Source organism: Brevibacterium aurantiacum (genome assembly GCF_900169065.1).
Taxonomy (GTDB): Bacteria; Actinomycetota; Actinomycetes; order Actinomycetales; family Brevibacteriaceae; genus Brevibacterium; species Brevibacterium aurantiacum.
Window position 1 is genome coordinate 142,333 of record NZ_FXZB01000008.1, and the last position, 18,355, is coordinate 160,687.

17 protein-coding genes and 1 rRNA gene are annotated in these 18,355 nt (G+C 62.6%); 4 read left to right on the forward strand and 14 right to left on the reverse strand.

Translation table 11 applies throughout. The features are described 5' to 3' along the window. Positions 1-48 precede the first annotated feature (48 nt). A complete protein-coding gene (locus BAUR9175_RS07335) occupies positions 49-1,719 on the forward strand; it encodes a zinc ribbon domain-containing protein (RefSeq protein WP_096177515.1) in 1,671 nt (556 codons plus the stop codon). Positions 1,720-1,838: 119 nt separating this feature from the next. Here the strand turns inward: BAUR9175_RS07335 and BAUR9175_RS07340 are convergent, their stop codons facing one another. From BAUR9175_RS07340 to clpS, 10 genes are all read right to left on the reverse strand, one after another. Beyond that, the gene (locus BAUR9175_RS07340; protein ID WP_096177516.1) at positions 1,839-3,239 is read right to left on the reverse strand and encodes an amidase; all 1,401 of its coding nucleotides are present in this window, start codon (positions 3,237-3,239) and stop codon (positions 1,839-1,841) included. Between the two features lie 52 nt (positions 3,240-3,291). Next, positions 3,292-5,097 carry a dipeptide ABC transporter ATP-binding protein gene (locus BAUR9175_RS07345; RefSeq protein ID WP_101583370.1) on the reverse strand — a complete coding sequence of 602 codons (1,806 nt, stop codon included), beginning with the start codon at positions 5,095-5,097 and terminating at the stop codon, positions 3,292-3,294. Then, positions 5,090-5,992 carry an ABC transporter permease gene (locus BAUR9175_RS07350; RefSeq protein WP_096177518.1) on the reverse strand — a complete coding sequence of 301 codons (903 nt, stop codon included), beginning with the start codon at positions 5,990-5,992 and terminating at the stop codon, positions 5,090-5,092. The genes BAUR9175_RS07345 and BAUR9175_RS07350 overlap by 8 nt, the downstream gene beginning before the upstream one ends. Next, on the reverse strand, positions 5,989-6,936 hold the full coding sequence (locus BAUR9175_RS07355; RefSeq protein ID WP_009884024.1) for an ABC transporter permease: 948 nt from the start codon (positions 6,934-6,936) through the stop codon (positions 5,989-5,991). The genes BAUR9175_RS07350 and BAUR9175_RS07355 overlap by 4 nt, the downstream gene beginning before the upstream one ends. A gap of 13 nt (positions 6,937-6,949) precedes the next feature. After that, positions 6,950-8,452, reverse strand: a complete 1,503-nt coding sequence (locus BAUR9175_RS07360) for an ABC transporter substrate-binding protein (protein WP_096177519.1) — start codon at positions 8,450-8,452, stop codon at positions 6,950-6,952. Between the two features lie 182 nt (positions 8,453-8,634). Next, entirely contained in the window at positions 8,635-9,240 is a 606-nt protein-coding gene (gene rdgB, locus BAUR9175_RS07365) for an RdgB/HAM1 family non-canonical purine NTP pyrophosphatase (protein ID WP_096167584.1), read from the reverse strand. Continuing rightward, positions 9,237-9,959, reverse strand: a complete 723-nt coding sequence (gene rph / locus BAUR9175_RS07370) for a ribonuclease PH (RefSeq protein ID WP_009884027.1) — start codon at positions 9,957-9,959, stop codon at positions 9,237-9,239. The genes rdgB and rph overlap by 4 nt, the downstream gene beginning before the upstream one ends. An 86-nt stretch (positions 9,960-10,045) precedes the next feature. Further along, a complete protein-coding gene (locus BAUR9175_RS07375; protein WP_096158470.1) occupies positions 10,046-10,867 on the reverse strand; it encodes an MBL fold metallo-hydrolase in 822 nt (273 codons plus the stop codon). After that, positions 10,864-11,439, reverse strand: a complete 576-nt coding sequence (locus BAUR9175_RS07380; RefSeq protein WP_101583372.1) for a DUF2017 family protein — start codon at positions 11,437-11,439, stop codon at positions 10,864-10,866. The genes BAUR9175_RS07375 and BAUR9175_RS07380 overlap by 4 nt, the downstream gene beginning before the upstream one ends. A gap of 3 nt (positions 11,440-11,442) precedes the next feature. Continuing rightward, on the reverse strand, positions 11,443-11,748 hold the full coding sequence (gene clpS, locus BAUR9175_RS07385) for an ATP-dependent Clp protease adapter ClpS (RefSeq protein WP_069599797.1): 306 nt from the start codon (positions 11,746-11,748) through the stop codon (positions 11,443-11,445). 52 nt (positions 11,749-11,800) lie between these two features. Here clpS and BAUR9175_RS07390 point away from each other — a divergent pair, with 52 nt between their 5' ends. Beyond that, a complete protein-coding gene (locus BAUR9175_RS07390; RefSeq protein WP_101583373.1) occupies positions 11,801-13,120 on the forward strand; it encodes a nicotinate phosphoribosyltransferase in 1,320 nt (439 codons plus the stop codon). Positions 13,121-13,157: 37 nt separating this feature from the next. On the opposite strand, the gene BAUR9175_RS07395 is transcribed toward BAUR9175_RS07390, so the two are convergent. Both BAUR9175_RS07395 and BAUR9175_RS07400 read right to left on the reverse strand, forming a co-directional pair. Then, a complete protein-coding gene (locus BAUR9175_RS07395) occupies positions 13,158-14,942 on the reverse strand; it encodes a DEAD/DEAH box helicase (protein WP_069599796.1) in 1,785 nt (594 codons plus the stop codon). Further along, positions 14,943-15,197, reverse strand: a complete 255-nt coding sequence (locus BAUR9175_RS07400; RefSeq protein ID WP_009884033.1) for a DUF3039 domain-containing protein — start codon at positions 15,195-15,197, stop codon at positions 14,943-14,945. 31 nt (positions 15,198-15,228) lie between these two features. Between BAUR9175_RS07400 and BAUR9175_RS07405 the strand changes: the two genes are divergently transcribed. Then, a complete protein-coding gene (locus tag BAUR9175_RS07405) occupies positions 15,229-15,744 on the forward strand; it encodes a flavin reductase family protein (protein ID WP_096161582.1) in 516 nt (171 codons plus the stop codon). Positions 15,745-15,862: 118 nt separating this feature from the next. Here BAUR9175_RS07405 and gdhA read toward each other — a convergent pair whose 3' ends face one another. Further along, positions 15,863-17,209 (reverse strand): NADP-specific glutamate dehydrogenase, encoded by a 1,347-nt coding sequence (gdhA, locus tag BAUR9175_RS07410; RefSeq protein ID WP_069599794.1) that lies wholly within the window; start codon positions 17,207-17,209, stop codon positions 15,863-15,865. Between the two features lie 140 nt (positions 17,210-17,349). On the opposite strand from gdhA, the gene BAUR9175_RS07415 reads away from it, so the two are divergent. Continuing rightward, complete coding sequence (locus BAUR9175_RS07415) at positions 17,350-18,003, forward strand: GNAT family N-acetyltransferase (protein ID WP_226824005.1); 654 nt, start codon at positions 17,350-17,352, stop codon at positions 18,001-18,003. 236 nt (positions 18,004-18,239) lie between these two features. Here the strand turns inward: BAUR9175_RS07415 and rrf are convergent. Further along, positions 18,240-18,355, reverse strand: a 5S ribosomal RNA gene (gene rrf / locus BAUR9175_RS07420); the annotation flags it as partial.

The window sequence follows — 18,355 nt, forward strand, 5'->3', positions numbered from 1 at the left end:
TACAATTGCGCCAGGACACGCTTGAAGACACGAAGGATGCATCCAACGATGAGCAACGGGAACGACGAACCGAATTTCCCGCCGCCTCCTAAGAACCCTCCCGAGAACAACAGAACGGGATCCGGTGCGGAGACGTCGGCGGACAACACTACTGATGATTCGGTGGACACCAGCAGCTCCGGTCCGCAGGCGCCAGCCAGTGGACCCGAACAGGCTCCGTCCTACCGCGACGATCAGGCCCCTCCGTTCACGGCGAACGATCAGACCAAGAGCAATCAGCCATCCCAGCCGAACCAGCCCGGGCAGTACCAGCCGCCGCGCCCCGAAGTGCAGCAGGCCAGCTCGAATCAGGCCCCGAATTACAACGGCGGTCAACAGAACGGCGGTCAGCAGCAACCCGGTCACCACCAGGGTGGCGCACCCTACCCGGGTGGTCCGTACCAGCCGGGCTCAGCACAGGATTCGTCCTATCAGCCGGCGCCCGGTCAGCCCAGTCAGTACCAGACAGGTCAGCCCGGCCAGTACCAGCCCGGTTCGGGTTCCGCTGCCCCTCGGACGGGTTCGGGTCCGGGCCAGTCCCAAGCGATCCCACAGCCGGCGCCGGCTCCCGGGTTCGCCGGCCCTGCGGCCACTGCGACCCGCGCCGATGCCCGCCCCGAGAAGAAGAAGAGCAGGATGCCTCTCTTCATTGCTCTGGGTTCGGTGGCCCTCGTCATCATTCTCGTCCTTGTCGGGTTCCTCGTCGTCAACACGGTCAATAAGAACAACTACGGCCCCGATAAAGTTGCCGAAGACTATGTGTCATCGTTGAGCAAGGGCGACTTCGCCGCTGCTGAGAAGATCGCGCCCTCGCCTCGTCCGGAGGGAACGAATCTGGACCTCCTGTCCAAGGAGTTCACCGACGCGTCCTCGGCGAAGGTCGAGAATGCAAAGGTCGAGTCCTCGAAGGTCGACGGTGACAAGGGCACAGTCATCGTCTCCTACGATCTCGACGGCTCCAAGTACAACGTCGAGCTGAAGGCGAAGAACGATGGCAAGCAGGATCTGTTCTTCGACAAATGGTCACTGACCGGACCTGCGCTCAACGTCATCGCGCTCGACATCCCTGCATCTGATGGCCTCAGCGTCAACGGCAAGGACTACACGGCTCAGGCTGGCACCACGTCCTTCGCTGTGTATCCGGGCAACTATGACTTTACGATCCCCAAGAGCAAATGGGTCGGTGAAGCCAAGGACACGGCAGCGGTGAACTTCCCACAGGCCTTCGCCCCAGGTGAAAAACCGACCAACGATGAGGTGTCTCCGATCACGCTCAATCTTGATCTCGCCCCGACGAGCGCCTTCCAGAAGGAAGTTCAGAAACAGGTCGAGAAGGAGCTCAAGAAGTGCTTCGACAACAAGGACATCAAGCCGAAGTGCAAATTCATCAAGTACGATCCGACAAAGAGCCCAGTCGCCGGTACCGACAAGAAGCTGGCCGATCTGGCCAAGAAGAACTCCGCCAAGTGGGACATGAAGGACATGCCCAAGGTGGAAGCGAGCTTCGGTTCGGGTGACACGACCACCGGTTCGTTCTTCACCAAGAAGCCGGGCAAGTTCGACTTCACTGTGAAGGGCAAGAATCAAGGTCCGTACTATAACGACGATATTCCACTGTCGGTGTCCGGAAGCGTGAAGATCGACGGAGACAAGCTCTCGGTCGAGTTCTTCGACTTCTGATTCGAGTCATCGACGGCGTGCGGCGCTGCCCTCGCCGAGGTGGTCCCGCCTGAGTGGGAAAGCGTAGTTGAGGAGGGCCTGGGTTCTGCAGAACCCAGGCCCTCCTCACGTCCTCGCCTTCAGTTCATCGCAGCACGCACGGGTGCTGGCACATCCGTTGCCTGTTCGAACCAGGACCCGGCCGCCATCACGAGCTCGTCGGCGAAGCGACGACTCGAGATCTGAGCGCCTATGGTCCGACCGTCATTCGTGTAGCCGGCCAAGACTGTGCCTGCTGGCTGCTCTGACATGTTGTAGGGCATGGTGAAGCCGATGTGTCCCATCGGTTCGTGGACCCTCGGGTAGGGCATGGGCTGTTCGGCGGGGAATGCTGCGTCGGGTGAGACCGGCGAGATGACCAGGTCGTAGGCTGCTGTGGCTGCCACACTGCGACGTCTGATCTCCTGCACGCTGTGGTAGCACTCCATGAGCCGCAGTCCCGTGACGTCAGCCCCGCCCTGGGCCCATTGCTGGATGTAGGGCAGGATGAGCGCCTGTTCCTCCACCGGCAGGGCGCATAAGTCACTCCATGAGCGCACTCGCCAGAACAGGTCCATGTCTCTCAGCAGCCCATCATCGATGAAGGGGTCGACTGTGTCGACGACGGCTCCGGCTCGTGCGAAACGTTCGGCAGCCTCGGTGATGGCAGACGCGATTTCCGGGTTGACGGGTTCTCCACATCCGGCATCGAGCTGGAGCCCGATCTTCAGCCCCTTCGGGTCGAAGCTGGGACGGCTGGGAGTCTCTAAAGCAGGTTGAGGCAGGCGGGAGTAGTCACGGTCATCGGGGGCGGAGATGATATCCATCGCGGCCTTGACGTCGGGCATCGTCCTGGCCAGTGGCCCGGCGCATCGCCCCATGTACGGGGCGTCGAGCGGGACCCTGCCGAAGCTGGGTTTGAGGCCGGCCAGTCCCAACCAGGTGCAGGGCAGACGGATCGATCCGCCGATGTCAGAGCCGATGTGGATGGGACCGTATCCGGCAGCGGCGGCGGCACCTGCACCTGCGCTCGATCCACCGGTGGTGAGGCTCGGGTCCAGGGGCGAACGGGTGATGCCGTGCAGTGAGGAGACACCGGAGGAGAGCATGCCCCAGTCGGGCATCGTCGTCGATCCGAGGATGAGCGCACCGGCTTCTTCGAGGCGCTGCGTGATCGGAGCGTCGTGAGTCGACACCGGGACCTTGGCCCAGGCATGACCGCCGGGCATCGACACTCCCTTTCGTGCGACGTTCTCTTTGATCGTGACCGGCACCCCGTCCAAGGCCCCCAGGGACCGGCCCTCGCGCCAACGCTGAGCACTGGCTTCTGCCGCAGCGCGTGAACGTTCGTCGTCCCGATGGTGGAGTGCGTTGATAACGGGTTCGCACTCGTTCATTCTCTCCACGACTGCGGCGAGGACCTCGAAGGGAGTGAAGTCTCCCGAGGTGTAGCCGCTGGTCATGGCGTCCGCTGTGTGGTCGGCAAGCGTGTTCTGACTCAAGTGCCGTCCTTTCTTCTATTGCCTCTGCTGAGGAAGTGGCGCAGAGTCGGATTCAGGTGATTGAGGCGAGCGCTCCGGCCAGACTCGGGGTGGCCGCGATGAGCTTGCGGGTGTAGTCCTCGCGCGGGTTGGCGTAGATGTCTTCGGTCGCCCCGGATTCGACGATGTGCCCGTCCTTCATGACGATGACGTCGGAGCACAGGTGTTTGACCACACCCAAATCGTGGGAGACGAAGAGCAGGGTCAGCGCGTAGTCATCGACGAGGTCGGTGAGCAGGTTGAGGACCTGGGAGCGCACGGAGACGTCGAGAGCAGAGACGGGCTCATCGGCGACAAGGATCTGCGGCCGAGTCACCAGCGCCCGGGCGATCGAGATCCTCTGCCGCTGTCCACCGGAGAATTGGTGCGGGTAGCGTCGCATGGCCTTCGTATCGAGATCGACGGCCAGCAGCATCTCTTCCACCCTGGCCAGGCGTTCTTCCCGTGCCATACCGCGGGCGGTGAGGGGTTCGGAGACGATGTCTTCGACCCGCATACGTGGATCAAGGGAGGCAAAGGGGTCTTGGAAGACGATCTGCAGATCCTCGCGCAGCGACCTCAGAGCCGGTGCGCTCGCTGACTCCACCCGGATATCGCCGACCCTCACCCGGCCGGAGGTCGGTCGGTCCAATCCGGAGAGGATGGTCAATAGGGTCGATTTCCCCGACCCCGACTCCCCCACGATTCCCAGGCGCTGTCCGGAAGTGACGCTGAAGCTGATGTCATCGAGTGCGCGAACCGGGGACCGTCGTCGCAGCAGCCCTCGGGAGCGGAAGTGCTTCGAGACTCCGCTGACGTCGATGAGCGGCGCGGATTCGTCTGCTGCGCCAGTCTCCCTCGCCGAGGCGGACGCGGGGTCTCGCACATCGGCTGGCCCACCGGCAGCAGTCGAATCTGCTTTGACCGGCTCCGCCTCGTTGACCGGCTCTGCCTCGTTGGTATGCCCAGGCATCTCGCCCGACCCGGCGCCATCGACCGGTCCTGCGTATGACAGCGCGGTTTTGAGAGTGAAGAGTTTCCCATGCGCGTCGGTGGCTTCGAGGTCGGAGGAGGCCAGCAGCCCACGGGTGTATTCGTGCTGGGGATCGGTGAAGATCTGGTGGACGCTGCCGGTCTCGACGATACGCCCGGCGTACATGACGATCACCCGGTCACAGACTCCGGCGACGACGGCCAGGTCGTGGGTGATGAACAGCAGTCCTGCCTGCACTGCGGCGACGCGTTCGGCGATGAGATCGAGCATGTGCTTCTGCACCGTCACGTCGAGTGCGGTGGTCGGTTCGTCACAGATGAGCAGCCGTGGCGAGTTCGCCAGGGCGATTGCCAGCATCGCGCGCTGTCGTTGGCCGCCCGACATCTGGTGCGGGTAGGCATAGCGGGCACTGTCCGGATCGGGCATGTGCACGCTTGTCAGCAGGTCGAGGACTCGTCCGGGAATGTCACCGCGCGCCACCTCACCGTGGATGCGCAGCACCTCGGCAATCTGGTCGCCGATGCGCATCAGCGGGTTGAGTGCGCTCATCGGCTCCTGGAACACCATGGAGACGAGGTCCGAACGCATCTTGGCGAGGGTCTTCTCCTTCGCCTCAAGAACATTTCCAGCGAAGCCGTGCAGAGACACAGTGCCCTGGGCTCGCAGCTCTTCGGGCAGCAGTCCCATCACAGACTGCGCGGTCAGTGACTTCCCCGATCCTGATTCGCCGATGAGCCCGACCCTCTCACCGGGTGCCAGGCTCAGCGACACATCGTGGAGAACAGGCGCCTCGGCGCCCGCTGGGGTGATGGTGAGGTCACGGACCTCGAGCAGGTTCTCAGCCATTGCCGCGGGCCTCCATCTTCGGGTCGAATCGGTCGCGGAGTCCGTCGCCCAGGAGGTTGAACCCGAGCACGGCGAGGGCGATGAACAGCCCTGGCCACAGCGCAAGTTCGGGCTGGGTGGACAGGAACTGCTGGGATTCCTGCAGCATCCGGCCCCAGGAGGGCACGGGAGCCTGTGTGCCCAGTCCCAGGAAGGACAGACCCGCCTCGGCGAGGACGGAGATCGCGAACGCCACGGAGGCCTGCACGATGACCATGCCGGCGATGTTGGGCAGGACGTGGACGATGGCGATCGCCGGGGCACTCCGGTTCGAAGCCTTGGCCGCGCGCACATATTCGGAGCCGAGCACCTGCATCGTGCCGGAACGGGCGACGCGGGCGAAGCCGGGGATCGCAGCGATTCCCACGGCCACCATGGCCGGCCCGGTGCCGGGTTGGTAGACGGCGGCGAAGACGATCGCCAGCAGCAGCGCAGGAAAGGCGAGCAGGATGTCGTTGGCGCGCATGATCACCGCGCTCAGCCACACACCCCACGGGTACTGCGCGAAGACCGCGGCGATGATGCCGATGGGAGTGCCGATGAGCACGGCGATACCGACGGCCACGATGCCGACCATGAGGGTGATCCGGGCCCCGTACATGATCCAGGTCAGAGTGTCGCGGCCGAATTTGTCCGTGCCGAACAGGTGCTCGGGGCTCGCTGCCTGCAGCCGTGCGACCGGGTCGACGACGCTGGGATCGTAGGGGGTCCACACGAAGGACACGAGTGCAAGCGCGACGATGACGAAGATGAGGACGGCACCGATGACCATCGAGGCATTGAGCCTCAGTTTCGTACGTCTGCGACGATCCATTGAGGTCTCCCCCGCCGAGGTGGTGCTCGGGTTCTCGCTCATGACGCGTTCCTGATCCGGGGGTCGACGATCGGGTACAGCACGTCGACGATGAGGTTGATGATGAGCACGAGGAAGACGAGGACCATGACGATTCCCTGGACCGAGACGAGGTCGCGGTTGGCTACGGCGCGAACGAGTTCGGAGCCGATGCCGGGGATCACGAAGATCTGTTCGATGATGACGGCTCCGACGAGGAGTGTTGCCAGCTGAACCCCGGCCACGGTGATGACGGGGATGGCAGCGTTGCGCAGACCATGGACGAACAGCGCCTTGGTTCGGGTCAGACCTTTGGCTCGGGCGGTGCGAATGTAGTCCTCGCGCATGACGTCGAGGACCGCCGATCTCACGTACCGGGTGAGGATCGCGGCCTGGACGAGTGCCAGGGACACGACAGGCAGCACCAGTCGGATGAGGAACCCGCCCAGTCCTTCGACCGGGGCCATCCACCCTTGGGAGGGGAACCAGCCAAGCGTCAGGGAGAAGACGATGACGAGGATGATGGCCGCGAGGAAGTTCGGCACGGCGATGCCGATCTGGCTCAGCGCGGAGATCGTGACTCCGATCCAGTTGCGCTGTTCAAGGGCCGCGAAGGTGCCCAAAGGAACGGCGATGACGATCGCCAGAAAGATCGCGGCGATGACGAGGATGCCCGTGACCTGGACGCTGCCGACGATGACCGGGGTGATCGCTGCCCCTGTCACATACGAGGTTCCGAAGTCGCCGGTGAGCATGCCCATGACCCAATTGAAGTAGCGGATGAGCGGCGGCTGGTCGAGTCCGTACTGGGCTTCCAGCGCCGCCACCGCATCAGGCGTGGCGTTCGTTCCCAACGCGACCTGCGCGGCGTTGCCGGGCAGGATGCTCATGAGCGCGAAGACCACAACCGAGGCGACGATCAGCGCCAGAACGAACTGTATCGCACGGTTGGCCACATAGATGATCATGGGAGGCGGTACTTCAGTTCCAGCTCAGATCCGCGATCCGGAATGCGTCGTTGACCCTGTTGGCTGGGATTCCGGCGAGGTCGGATTTCGCGATGACGAGGTTCGGGAAGAGGAACAGGAAGTCCGAGGCTGCGTCTTCGGTGATCGTCTTCGCGATCGTCTTCATCCCTGAGACGTATTCCTCTTCCGTGCCGGTATCGGCTTTCTCGGCGATCTTCTTGATCTTCGAGTCGTCGTAGCCGATGTAGTAGTCGTTGGAGAAGACGGTGAGGATGTCCCGGGGTTCGGCATGGTTGATGACCGACATGTCGAACTTGTGTTCGGTGAAGGTCTTGTCCAACCAGACTGCGGGGAATTCCTGAGTTTCGATATCGGCTTTGAGCCCGACCTCTTCCAACTGTGCGGACACGATTTCGGAGATGGCCTTCGCGTACGGCAGGTTCGGCACGGTGAAGGCGAACGTCTCCCCCTCGATACCGGCTTCTCTGACGAGATCTTTGGCCTTCTGCGGATCGTAGTCCCAGACTCCCGTCAGATCCTCGTAGTACGGGTCCGTCGGCGGGACCATTGAGCCGATGAGCTCTCCGTAGCCGGCCCATGCGGTGTCAAGGACTGCCTTGCGGTCGACGGCATGCATGACCGCCTCCCGGGCCTTTTTGTCTTTGAAGATGCCCTTCGCGTTGTTCATCGAGAGCACGACCTCACCGTTCGTGGTGCCCGAGATGATCTGGTAGTCGCTGCTCTGGAACTCTCCGGCCAGTTCGGGGGCCTGGAGGTTGGAGACGACGTCGATCTCTCCGGATTTCAGGGCGTTCGAGGCCGAGACTGCGTCTTGGAAGTATTTGAATTGGACGTTCTTGACGCCGGGTGTCTCACCCCAGTAGTCGTCTCGCGCTGTGAAGTCGATCGACTGTCCGCGGGTGAACTTCTCGATGGCGAAGGGCCCGGTTCCGATGGCTTCGTTGGCCAGATCATCGGTGCCCTCGGTGTCGAAGACAGCTCCGACGAGGCTGGTGAGGTTGAACAGCCACGTATTGGACGGCTTCTTGAGAGCGATCTCCACGGTGAGATCGTCGGGGGTCTTGATCGAATCGACAATGTCCATCTTGGACTTCAGTGCGTTCTTCCAGTCGTTCTGCACCCGTTCATAGGAGAACTTCACGTCTTCGCTCGTGAGATCGGCGCCGTTGGAGAATTTCACGCCCTTCTGCAGATGGAAGGTGTAGGTCTTGCGGTCATCGGAGACGTCCCAGTCCTCGGCCAGGCCCGGTTGGATCTCGCCCTCACCGTCGACGCGGACGAGGGACTCGTAGACGTTCTCCATCAGTGCCTCAGGGATGGCGATGCCCGAGGTGGAGGTGAAGTCGAGGTTGACCGGTTCGGCGGTGAACGCGATCGCCATCGAATCCTTCTTGGACTCGTCGCCGGAGTCCGATGCTCCTGCCGAACAGCCGGTCAGGATCAGGCTCGAGGCAGCCAGGGCTGCCATCCACGTTATGATGCGCGGAGTCTTCATCGCTCTCCCATTTTCACGAACCGACGGTGGTTCATTCGTCTTCTCTGACCAGACTGTGCGCGGGCGCACACCGGCCTCGCCAGTTTAGCGGAAGTTCTCACCAGGCGATGAGTCGTTGTCCAGATTGTGGAGAAGGCTCAATGGGACGGGCCCGGAGCATGTCCGGGCCCATTGGGCAGGAGTCAGAGCCCTGCCTGTGCCGCGAGCACCGCGGCGAGCTTGTCGAAGGCGACTCTTCGGTGCGACCGGGAGTTCTTCTCCTCCGGTGTCATCTGTGCGGCGCTGATGTCAGAACCGTCGGGCACGAAGATCGGGTCGTAGCCGAAACCATGGTCTCCCGAGGGACTCGTGGCCAGACGCCCGGGCATGACTCCCTCTGCGGAGAATTCTCGACCGTCGGGAGTGACCGCGGCGGCAGCGCAGCGGAACTGCGCCCCGCGATGTTCGCTCGAGATGTCCGACAGCTGCGCGAGAAGCAGCTCGAGGTTGGCTCGATCGTCTCCGTGTCGGCCAGCCCACCGGGCGGAGAAGATTCCCGGTGCCCCGCCGAGGACATCCACGGCGATTCCCGAATCATCGGCAATGGCGATGTGACCGGTGGCCTGCGCGGCGGCGCGGGCCTTGATCAGTGCATTCTCTGCGAAGGTCACCCCGGTTTCCGGGATATCGCCGAGTCCTGCCTCGGCGGCTGTGAGAACATTCGTGTCCTCCCCCAACGTGGGCAGGAGGATCGCGAGGAGTTCGCGCCTCTTGCCTTCGTTGTGGGTGGCCAGCACGAACGTGGTCATTTGCTCAGGACTTCCGACTGGATGCCGGTGAGGTCGGCACAGCCTTTGGCTGCGAGGTCGAGCAGCGTGCCCAGTTCGTCACGGTCAAACGGTGCGCCTTCGGCGGTGCCCTGGACTTCGACGAACTGTCCGCTGCCGGTCATGACGACGTTCATGTCGGTATCGGCGCGTGAGTCCTCGACATAGGGCAGATCGAGCACGGGCTCACCGTCGATGATGCCGACGCTGATGGCTGCGATCGAGTCCTTGATGGGATTGTTCGCAGCGGGGATGATCCCGGTCGACCGTCCCTTGTCGATCGCGTCGGCCAGTGCCACGTAGGCTCCGGTGATCGATGCGGTTCGGGTGCCGCCGTCAGCCTGGAGGACGTCGCAGTCGAGGACGAGGGTGTTCTCGCCGAGCTTGTCGAGGTCGATGACGGCCCTCAGGCTGCGACCGATGAGTCGGGAGATCTCATGGGTGCGACCGCCGAGCTTGCCCTTGACGGACTCGCGGGTATTGCGGGAGTCTGTGGCTCGCGGGAGCATCGCGTATTCGGCGGTGACCCATCCGCGGCCTTGGCCCTTGAGCCAGCGTGGCACTCCTGCGGTCAGTGAGGCCGCGACGAGGACACGGGTGTTGCCGAATTCCACCAAGGCGGATCCTTCGGCGGTGTTGATCCAGTTGCGAGTGATGGTCACTTCGCGGAGTTCGTCGGCATTTCGTCCGTCTGCGCGCACTGTGGGCCTCTTTCGGTTGTCGGTGCTGTTCTGTTGCGTCCTGGGTGCTCTGTGTTCTGTGTCGTGGTCTGTGTCGGTGGAGAGTCTCACACGGTCCAGCTGTTGCCTGGTTTGGCCAGTTCGATGGGTCCACGGTATTCGCGGGCGGCCTCTCCACGGACGATGGAGCAGTCCGTCCAGGAGGGAATGTGGGTGAGGACGAGTGACTTGGCGTCTGCCGCCTGTGCCACACGTCCGGCACGTTTGCCGGTGAGGTGGATGCCGCGAGCAGTGTCGCGGTCTTCTTGGAAGGCAGCTTCGCAGAGGAACAGGTCCGCGCCCCGGGCCGCTGCGACGAGATTGTCGCATTCGTCGCTGTCACCGGAATAGGTGATCACCGCGCCCTTGGCGTCGGTGATGCGCAGGGCATAGGCCTCAACCGGGTGGTCGACAAGGAAGGATTCGATCGTCAGGCTGCCCACCTGGTGGCTGGTCCCGTGATCGATATCGGTGAAGTCGAAGGCGTGGCTGAGGTCGGAGTCGTGTGCGCTCGCGGCGACTGGGGACTTCCCGGGATCCGTGTAGTAGGCACGTGTCAATCGTTCCTGTGCACCTGCGGGAGCGAAGACGCTTGTCCTCGTGCGGATCGACCCTGTGTCGGAGATGTTGCCGTTGAAGAACTTCGGGTCATAGCAGTGCTTGACGTACAGACCGGTCATGTCCATGCAGTGGTCGGGGTGAAGATGGCTGAGCACGACCGCGCTCAGCCCGTCCGTATCGACCGCGCGCTGCAGCGGACTCAGTGCCCCGGATCCGAGGTCGAGGACGACGCGCGTCGGCTTTTCCTCGTCTGTTTCGATGAGGTAGCAGCTGGCCGCTGAGTTGGGGCCGGGAAAGGAGCCGGCGGTGCCGATGGCAGTGAGTTTCATACGTCGTCGTCCCCCGGCAGATCGCTGAGCAAAGTAGTGGAGAGTCGGTCCTGAATCCAGGTCAGGAAGTCATACAGGGTCAGTGTGAGTTCCTCGGATTCGTCGAGGTCCTCCCGCTGAGCGTATTTCTCTTCTTGGGCTTCCTCGGTGTCGATGCCCATACGAACGGCAAGCACCAGACGCAGATCGTTGAGTCCCTTCATCCACGCTAGAACCTCATCGTGGTTCAAGGTGATCGAGGACCCCTTAGCCAGTCCGTTGAGCACGATGCGCACATTGTGGGCCTTCGCCTGCTGGAGATCGAACTCGGTGAGGCGTCGGAACTCCTGTGATCGTTCCTCGTCGAGGGGGTCGACGTCGGGGAAGAGCCGCAGCAGCGCAGGGTCCTGGGGGCGTGGCCGTTCGACCAGCCCGAGACGTGCCTCCCAGTTCTCAGAATCGGGGCGACCGTCTTCGTTGTCGTCTTCTGCCAGCAGTGCTGCCAGGTCGGTGAAGACGGTGAGCATGAGGGATCGTTCATTGTCCTCGAGTTTGAGGACGACATCGTCCCCACGAGCATCGATTGCAGCCATATCTCAGTCGGATCCTGATTCGGGTTGGCACGCGGCCCACAGACCGTATTCGTGCATGGCTTGGGTGTCCCTCTCCATGGCTTCGCGTCCGCCTGTGGCGACGACGGAGCGACCGTTCTCATGGACTTCAAGCATCAGCGAGTGAGCCTTCTCGGTCGAATACCCGAAGTAGGCTTGGAAGACATAGCTGACGTAGCTCATGAGATTGACGGGGTCGTTGAAGACGACGGTCTTCCATGGCTTTGCCTGTTCTGTCGCCGGTCGAATGTCGACCTCCGGCTCCAGAACTGGAGTCGTTGGATTGCTCACGTTTCCACCTTACGGCAGAACACTGACGCTGTCGTGACGTAGTATCGCGCCTATGAGTGATCTCACACGGACCGGTTCGACGGCTTTCTACACCGATCAGTACGAATTGACGATGGTCCAGGCTGCCCTGGAATCAGGTGCTGCGCACCGCAGGAGCCTGTTCGAAGTCTTCGGTCGCAGCCTGCCTGCCGGTCGCCGCTACGGGGTCGTTGCCGGTACCGGTCGTATTCTCGAGATGCTCAAGGATTTCCGTTTCGGCGACGAAGAGCTCTCGTTCCTCAGCCGCGAGCAGATCGTCGACTCGCGGACCATCGACTGGCTGGCCGACTACTCGTTCTCCGGCAGCATCCGCGGGTATGCCGAGGGCGAGATCTACTTCCCCGGGTCACCTCTGATGACGATTGAGTCCACGTTCGCGGAAGGGGTCATCCTCGAGACGCTCATCCTCTCGGCGATGAACTATGACTGTGCGGTCGCCTCGGCGGCCTCGCGCATGGCGCAGGCCGCAGGAGATCGGCCCTGTGCGGAGATGGGTGGACGCCGCACCAACGAGCATGCAGCGGTCGCGGCCGCCCGCGCCGCTGTCATCGGCGGGTTCGCGTCGACGTCGAATCTCGCCGCCGGACTCCGGTACGGTCTGCGAACCATCGGCACCTCCGCCCACTCCTTCACTCTTCTCCATGATTCCGAGCAGGAGGCCTTCGCCGCTCAGCTCAAATCATTGGGCACCGACACGACTCTGCTCCTGGACACCTATGACGTCGAGGAAGCACTGGCCACGGCTGTGCGCCTGGCCGGTGAGAACCTCGGCGGTGTGCGCATCGACTCCGGCGACCTCGTCGAGCAGGCCAGTGAGGTCCGTGCCGGCCTCGACCGCCTCGGCGCTCACGACACCACCATCACCGTCACCAGCGACCTCGACGAATATGCCATCGCCGCTCTCGCAGCCTCCCCCGTGGATTCCTACGTTGTCGGAACACGGGTGGTCACCGGTTCGGGCGCTCCGGCGGCCGGGCTCGTATACAAGCTCGTGGCCCGAGCCGACGAATCGGGTGCCTGGACCTCGGTGGCGAAGAACTCGGCAGGCAAGCCCTCCCGGGGAGGGCACAAAGATGCTCTGCGTCTCATCGATGGTGCCATCGCGGTCGAAGAGGCCGTGGGCATCCCGACTCTGCCGGACGACCTCGGCGATGGCCGCTCGCTGACTGTCGACCTCGTCGTCGATGGTGAGATCGATGAGTCCTATATCGGCGCGGCCGGAGTCACGAAGGCCTGCGCCCGCCATGACGAGTCTCTGGCCGAGCTGCCACGTTCGGCCCGCCGCATGCAGGACGGCGAACCCGCGATCCCCACGGTCTTCTACCCCAAATGATTTCGACCGAAGTCAGCTGAGCTGAGGCTCTCAGGCGTCACTTCTTGCCGACGAACCAGCCCTGCAGCTTTTTGATCCGCGCCTGGATCTGTTCCTGGGTCGCCTGTGCCACAGCCGGTCCCCCGCAAGCCTTGCGCAGTTCGACGTGGACGGTCGCGTGCGGCGTACCCGTGCGACGAGACCAGGCACCGACGAGGCTCTGGAGCTGATTGCGCTCCTCCTTCATCGCCCGGTGGTCGAGTTCGCTGACCTCAGGCTCCGGTGCCGGCGGTGCGGAGGCGGTCTTCCGCTTCGCCTGACGTGCCTGTTGGGTGCGCAGCAGTTCGTGGACCTGATCCGGTTCGAGGAGGCCGGGAATGCCGATGAAGTCGAGCTCGTCCTCGGAGCCGACCGCACCTCCCGTACCGAACTCGCCTCCGTCGAAGAGCACGCGGTCGAAGAGCGCTTCGGCGCCGATGGCTTCGAATGAGCCCAGCTGATCGGAGGAGGCACCTTCGCTGCGGTTGGCCTGTTCCATGGCCTGATCGTCGAAGACCACGACGTCGTTCTCGTCTTCGTTCTTCGGCCGGTCGAGGGCGTGGTCGCGTTCGACCTCCATCGTGTTGGCCAGCGCCAGGAGGATCGGCACGGAGGGCAGGAACACCGAGGCTGTCTCTCCGCGTTTGCGGGCACGCACGAAGCGCCCGATCGCCTGGGCGAAGAACAATGGAGTCGCCGAGGAGGTGGCATAGACCCCGACACACAGTCGCGGTACGTCGACACCTTCGGAGACCATGCGCACGGCGACCATCCAGCGGTCCGTGGAGTTCTGGAACTTCTCGATGCGCTCCGAGGCTCCGGCTTCGTCGGAGAGCACGACGGTCGGTGCCTCTCCGGTGAGTTCGCGGAGGATCTTCGCGTAGGCACGCGCAGAGTCCTGGTCGGTGGCGATGACGAGTCCGCCGGCGTCGTGCACGGTGCGACGGACCTCGGTCAGGCGGATATCGGCAGCCTTGAGGACGGCAGGCATCCAGTCACCTGAGGGGTCGAGCGCGGTTCGCCAGGCTTGGGAGTTGATGTCCTTCGTCGTCTCCTCACCGAGGACGTGCGACATCTCGTCCCCGGCCTTCGTCCGCCACGACATGGTGCCGGCGTAGGTGAGGAACAGGACCGGACGCACGACGGAGTCCTTGAGCGCACGGCCGTAGCCGTAGGAATAGTCGGCCACCGAGGTGCGGATGCCGTTTTCGTCTGGAGCGTAGGTGACGAACGGGATCGGCGAGGTATCGGACCGGAAGGGGGTTCCTGTCAGGGAGAGTCTGCGCACTGCCGGGCCGAATGCCTCACGGACTGCATCACCCCAGGACAGTGCGTCACCACCATGGTGGACCTCATCGAGGATGACGAGGGTGCGACCGGCAGCGGTGCGGTTGTGGTGAAGGACCGGCTTCGCCGCGACCTGAGCATAGGTGATGGCCACACCGTGATAGCCCGGCGCGTGCTTGCCCTGGGCATTCTTGAAGTGCGGGTCGAGTTTGATGCCGACGCGTGAGGCCGAGTCAGCCCACTGCACCTTGAGGTGCTCGGTTGGGGCGACGACGGTGACCCTGTTGACGACCCGCTGGGCTAGCAGTTCTGCGGCGACGCGCAGGGCGAAGGTGGTCTTACCTGCACCAGGCGTTGCGACGGCGAGGAAGTCCTTCGGCTGTTCCCGAAAATAGAGTTCGAGAGCCTCTGCCTGCCACGCACGCAACTTTCCGGCCGTTCCCCAAGCAGCACGCTCGGGAAAGGCCGGTGGCAGTTGTTCGGCGGCGGAGGTCCCTGGGAGACGTTCCGCGGCCATTTACTCCTTGGGTCCTTCAGACATCGATGAGTAGATCTCTTTGCAACGCGGGCACACGGGGAATCGTTCGGGGTCGCGGGTGGGCACCCACACCTTTCCGCACAGAGCAATCAGCGGTGTGCCCGTGACCATGGATTCCATGATCTTGTCTTTGGGTGCGTAGTGGCTGAATCGTTCGTGGTCGCCGGGTTCAACAAGCTGCTCGGACTGCTCACGCTCGATTGTTGCTGAACCACCTGATGCTGGATAGGTCATGGCTCCATTGTAGTTCCCTAGAATGAGACCCATGGACAGAACTCACGAGGATTCGCTCACAGAACGCTATCGCGAACTCAGCGACGATATTGCCGCCGCTGTTGCCGTGGTCTCAGTCAAACGCGGGACCGCCCTGCATGCGATCACCGTCGACTCATTCCTCGACGTGTCCTACGATCCGCCGACCATGGCGGTGAGCATCTACAGCGGGTCACGGATGATGGAGTCCCTGGAGATGAGTGATCACTACGCCATCTCCCTGCTCAACTCCTCCCAGCGGGACGTCTCCGAGCGCCTGGGTGCGTCTGGGCAGCCGCTCTACGGTTCGCTCAAGGGCATCGATACGTTTCCGGCACCCCATTCGGGCCAGCCGGTGCTCACGGATGCGATCGCATGGTTCGAACTGCGGCAGACGCAGACCCTTGAAATCGCCACGCACTACCTCGTCGTCGGCGAAGTCGTGTCGATGGGCACCGGAGTCAGCAGCAGCAAGAGCAAACCGCTGCTGCGCTGGCGCAAGGGCTACGGAACGATCGGGCCACGCTGACTGCAGGTCATCGTCGAATGCCAGCGGCCCTCTGCTCGTCCCTCAGCCTCAAACGAAGCTGGAAGATGAGCAGAGGGCCGCTGTGCGCCGGTTCGAGGCCGGCTGCGTGTCGCTCAGATCAGACGACGCCCTGTGCGAGCATCGCCTCGGAGACGCGGATGAAGCCTGCGATGTTGGCGCCGGCCACATAGTCACCGGGTGAGCCGAACTCTGCGGCTGCCTCGGCGCAGCTATCATGGACGTCGCCCATGATCTCAGCCAGTCGGGCTTCGGTGAAGTCGAAGTCCCAGGTGTCGCGGCTGGCGTTCTGCTGCATCTCCAGGGCACTGGTGGCCACGCCACCGGCGTTGGCTGCCTTGCCCGGGGCAAAGATCACACCGGCATCGGAGAAGGTCTTCACAGCCTCTGGGGTACAGGGCATGTTCGCACCTTCGGCGAGGGCGATGACTCCGTTCTTCACGAGAGTCCGCGCCGAATCGGCGTCGAGCTCGTTCTGAGTCGCGCACGGAAGTGCGACGTCGACCTCGATGTCCCAGACGTTGCCGCCCTCGTAGTACTTTGCACGGCCACCGCGTTCGTCAACGTATTCGGAGATGCGACCGCGCTCTTCGAACTTGATGCGCTTGACGATGTCGGTGTCGATGCCGTCGGGGTCGTGGATGAATCCGCCCGAGTCGGACATGGTGATGACCGTACCGCCGAAAGCTGCGACCTTTTCGGCTGCGAAGACAGCAACATTTCCTGATCCGGAGATCGAGACGGTGCGTCCATCGATGTTCTTCTTCGCTGCTGCGAGCATGTCCTTGAGGAAGTACACGACACCGTAGCCAGTCGCCTCGGTGCGGACCATGGAGCCGCCGTAGGACAGACCTTTACCGGTGAGAACACCAGCTTCGTATTCGTTCTTCATGCGCTTGTACTGGCCGAAGAGGTATCCGATCTCGCGTCCGCCGACGCCGATGTCACCGGCCGGAACATCGCGGTACTCGCCGATGTGGCGGCTGAGCTCTGTCATGAATGACTGGCAGAAGCGCATCACCTCAAGGTCACTGCGCCCCTTGGGGTCGAAGTCGGATCCGCCCTTGCCGCCGCCGATGGGCAGACCTGTGATGGCGTTTTTGAAGATCTGCTCGAAGCCGAGGAACTTCACGATGCCCAAGTTCACTGACGGGTGGAACCGCAGACCGCCCTTGTAGGGGCCGAGTGCGGAGTTGAACTGCACGCGGAACGCGCGGTTGATCTGGACGACCCCCTGATCATCGATCCAGGGGACGCGGAAGATGATCTGGCGTTCGGGTTCGCACAGGCGTTCGAAGGCTGAGAGTTCGAGGTATTCCGGGTGCTTGTCGACGACAGGGCCCAAGGAATAGAGAACTTCCTGTACCGCCTGATGAAACTCCGACTCTCCGGGGTTGCGATGAAGCACGGTGTCGAAGATTGGCTGCAGTGATGGATGTAAGCTCATGGAACCAATTTACCGTGACCCGCATAACATGAGCGGATACGACCGAATAATGGACAAACTGGTGTCGCGGCCCAGGTTTGGTATATTGCAAGTTTCAGAGTTTCGCGTTGCCGAAATCCATCCGACGCTAGACTCGGTTTATGGATTTAGAAGACGTTTGGCCGCCCTTTTCTTTAAGAATTCGTTGCGGACACATAGAGTTGTCGCCTGTACGCGAATCGGACTATTCAGAATTGGCCGATATTGCGGCCGGTGGGGTTCGCCGTAACAACATTCCTGCCTTTCTCGTCAACTGGGATTCTGGGACTCCTGAGGAAATCGCACGGTCCATCGCTCAGTACCAATGGGGCACTCGAGCGAACTTCAGAGTCGATGACTGGACCATGGAGTTCACCGTCAGGGTCAACGGCCGAGCTGTCGGCGTGCAGGGCGTGAGTGCAACGGACTTCGTCCGCACCCGGGCGGTCTCTACAGGGTCGTGGTTGGCGCTGCATGAGCAGGGCAAGGGATATGGAACCCAGATGCGCAGAGCTGCGTTGGTGGCGTTTGCTGATCATTTCGATGCCAGAGAGTTCAACTCTGGCTACTTCGAGGGCAACGCAGCCAGTCGCAGAGTCTCAGAGAAACTGGGGTACACGCCCAATGGAGTCAAGACGCTCGTCGCACAGGATGGACAGGCGCGCGTTGAGCAGCAGGTCATCCTGGCAGCTCAAGAGATCGTCCGCGGTACCGAGCCAGTGGAGGTTGCCGGCGCCGAGGTGGTCCGTCGCTTCCTCGGGCTCAAACAGGCCTGAGAGCCCGATACCGACAGGCCGAGGATCCGATGCAACTGCTGGGGCAGCAACTGTAAGGGTCTGAGCCTCGCATCGGCCAGCTCAGAGTCTCTGAGACATCAGCACAATGTCCGTGAATAGCAGAAAGGGGAGCACCCGCTGAATCACTCCAGCGAACACTCCCCCACCACACCACTCGTGAATACAAGTAAGGGGCCATCCCACCGAAGTGGAATGACCCCTCACCTTAAAGAATATTGCGGCAGTCACCTACTCTCCCACAACCACCAAGTTGCAGTACCATCAGCGCGAATGGGCTTAGCTACCGGGATCGGAACGGTTAACCGGGCGTTTCCCCACCACTATCACCACC

Coding starts and splice junctions, on each gene's coding strand:
- BAUR9175_RS07360 (WP_096177519.1), bottom strand. CDS start 8,452: ATGAAGACTCCGCGCATCATAACGTGGATGGCAGCCCTGGCTGCCTCG.
- gdhA (WP_069599794.1), bottom strand. CDS start 17,209: ATGAGCTTACATCCATCACTGCAGCCAATCTTCGACACCGTGCTTCAT.
- BAUR9175_RS07390 (WP_101583373.1), top strand. CDS start 11,801: ATGAGTGATCTCACACGGACCGGTTCGACGGCTTTCTACACCGATCAG.
- BAUR9175_RS07400 (WP_009884033.1), bottom strand. CDS start 15,197: ATGACCTATCCAGCATCAGGTGGTTCAGCAACAATCGAGCGTGAGCAG.
- BAUR9175_RS07375 (WP_096158470.1), bottom strand. CDS start 10,867: ATGAAACTCACTGCCATCGGCACCGCCGGCTCCTTTCCCGGCCCCAAC.
- BAUR9175_RS07405 (WP_096161582.1), top strand. CDS start 15,229: ATGGACAGAACTCACGAGGATTCGCTCACAGAACGCTATCGCGAACTC.
- rdgB (WP_096167584.1), bottom strand. CDS start 9,240: ATGACCACGTTCGTGCTGGCCACCCACAACGAAGGCAAGAGGCGCGAA.
- BAUR9175_RS07380 (WP_101583372.1), bottom strand. CDS start 11,439: ATGGCTGCAATCGATGCTCGTGGGGACGATGTCGTCCTCAAACTCGAG.
- BAUR9175_RS07395 (WP_069599796.1), bottom strand. CDS start 14,942: ATGGCCGCGGAACGTCTCCCAGGGACCTCCGCCGCCGAACAACTGCCA.
- BAUR9175_RS07345 (WP_101583370.1), bottom strand. CDS start 5,097: ATGGCTGAGAACCTGCTCGAGGTCCGTGACCTCACCATCACCCCAGCG.
- BAUR9175_RS07335 (WP_096177515.1), top strand. CDS start 49: ATGAGCAACGGGAACGACGAACCGAATTTCCCGCCGCCTCCTAAGAAC.
- BAUR9175_RS07415 (WP_226824005.1), top strand. CDS start 17,350: ATGGATTTAGAAGACGTTTGGCCGCCCTTTTCTTTAAGAATTCGTTGC.
- BAUR9175_RS07355 (WP_009884024.1), bottom strand. CDS start 6,936: ATGATCATCTATGTGGCCAACCGTGCGATACAGTTCGTTCTGGCGCTG.
- BAUR9175_RS07350 (WP_096177518.1), bottom strand. CDS start 5,992: ATGAGCGAGAACCCGAGCACCACCTCGGCGGGGGAGACCTCAATGGAT.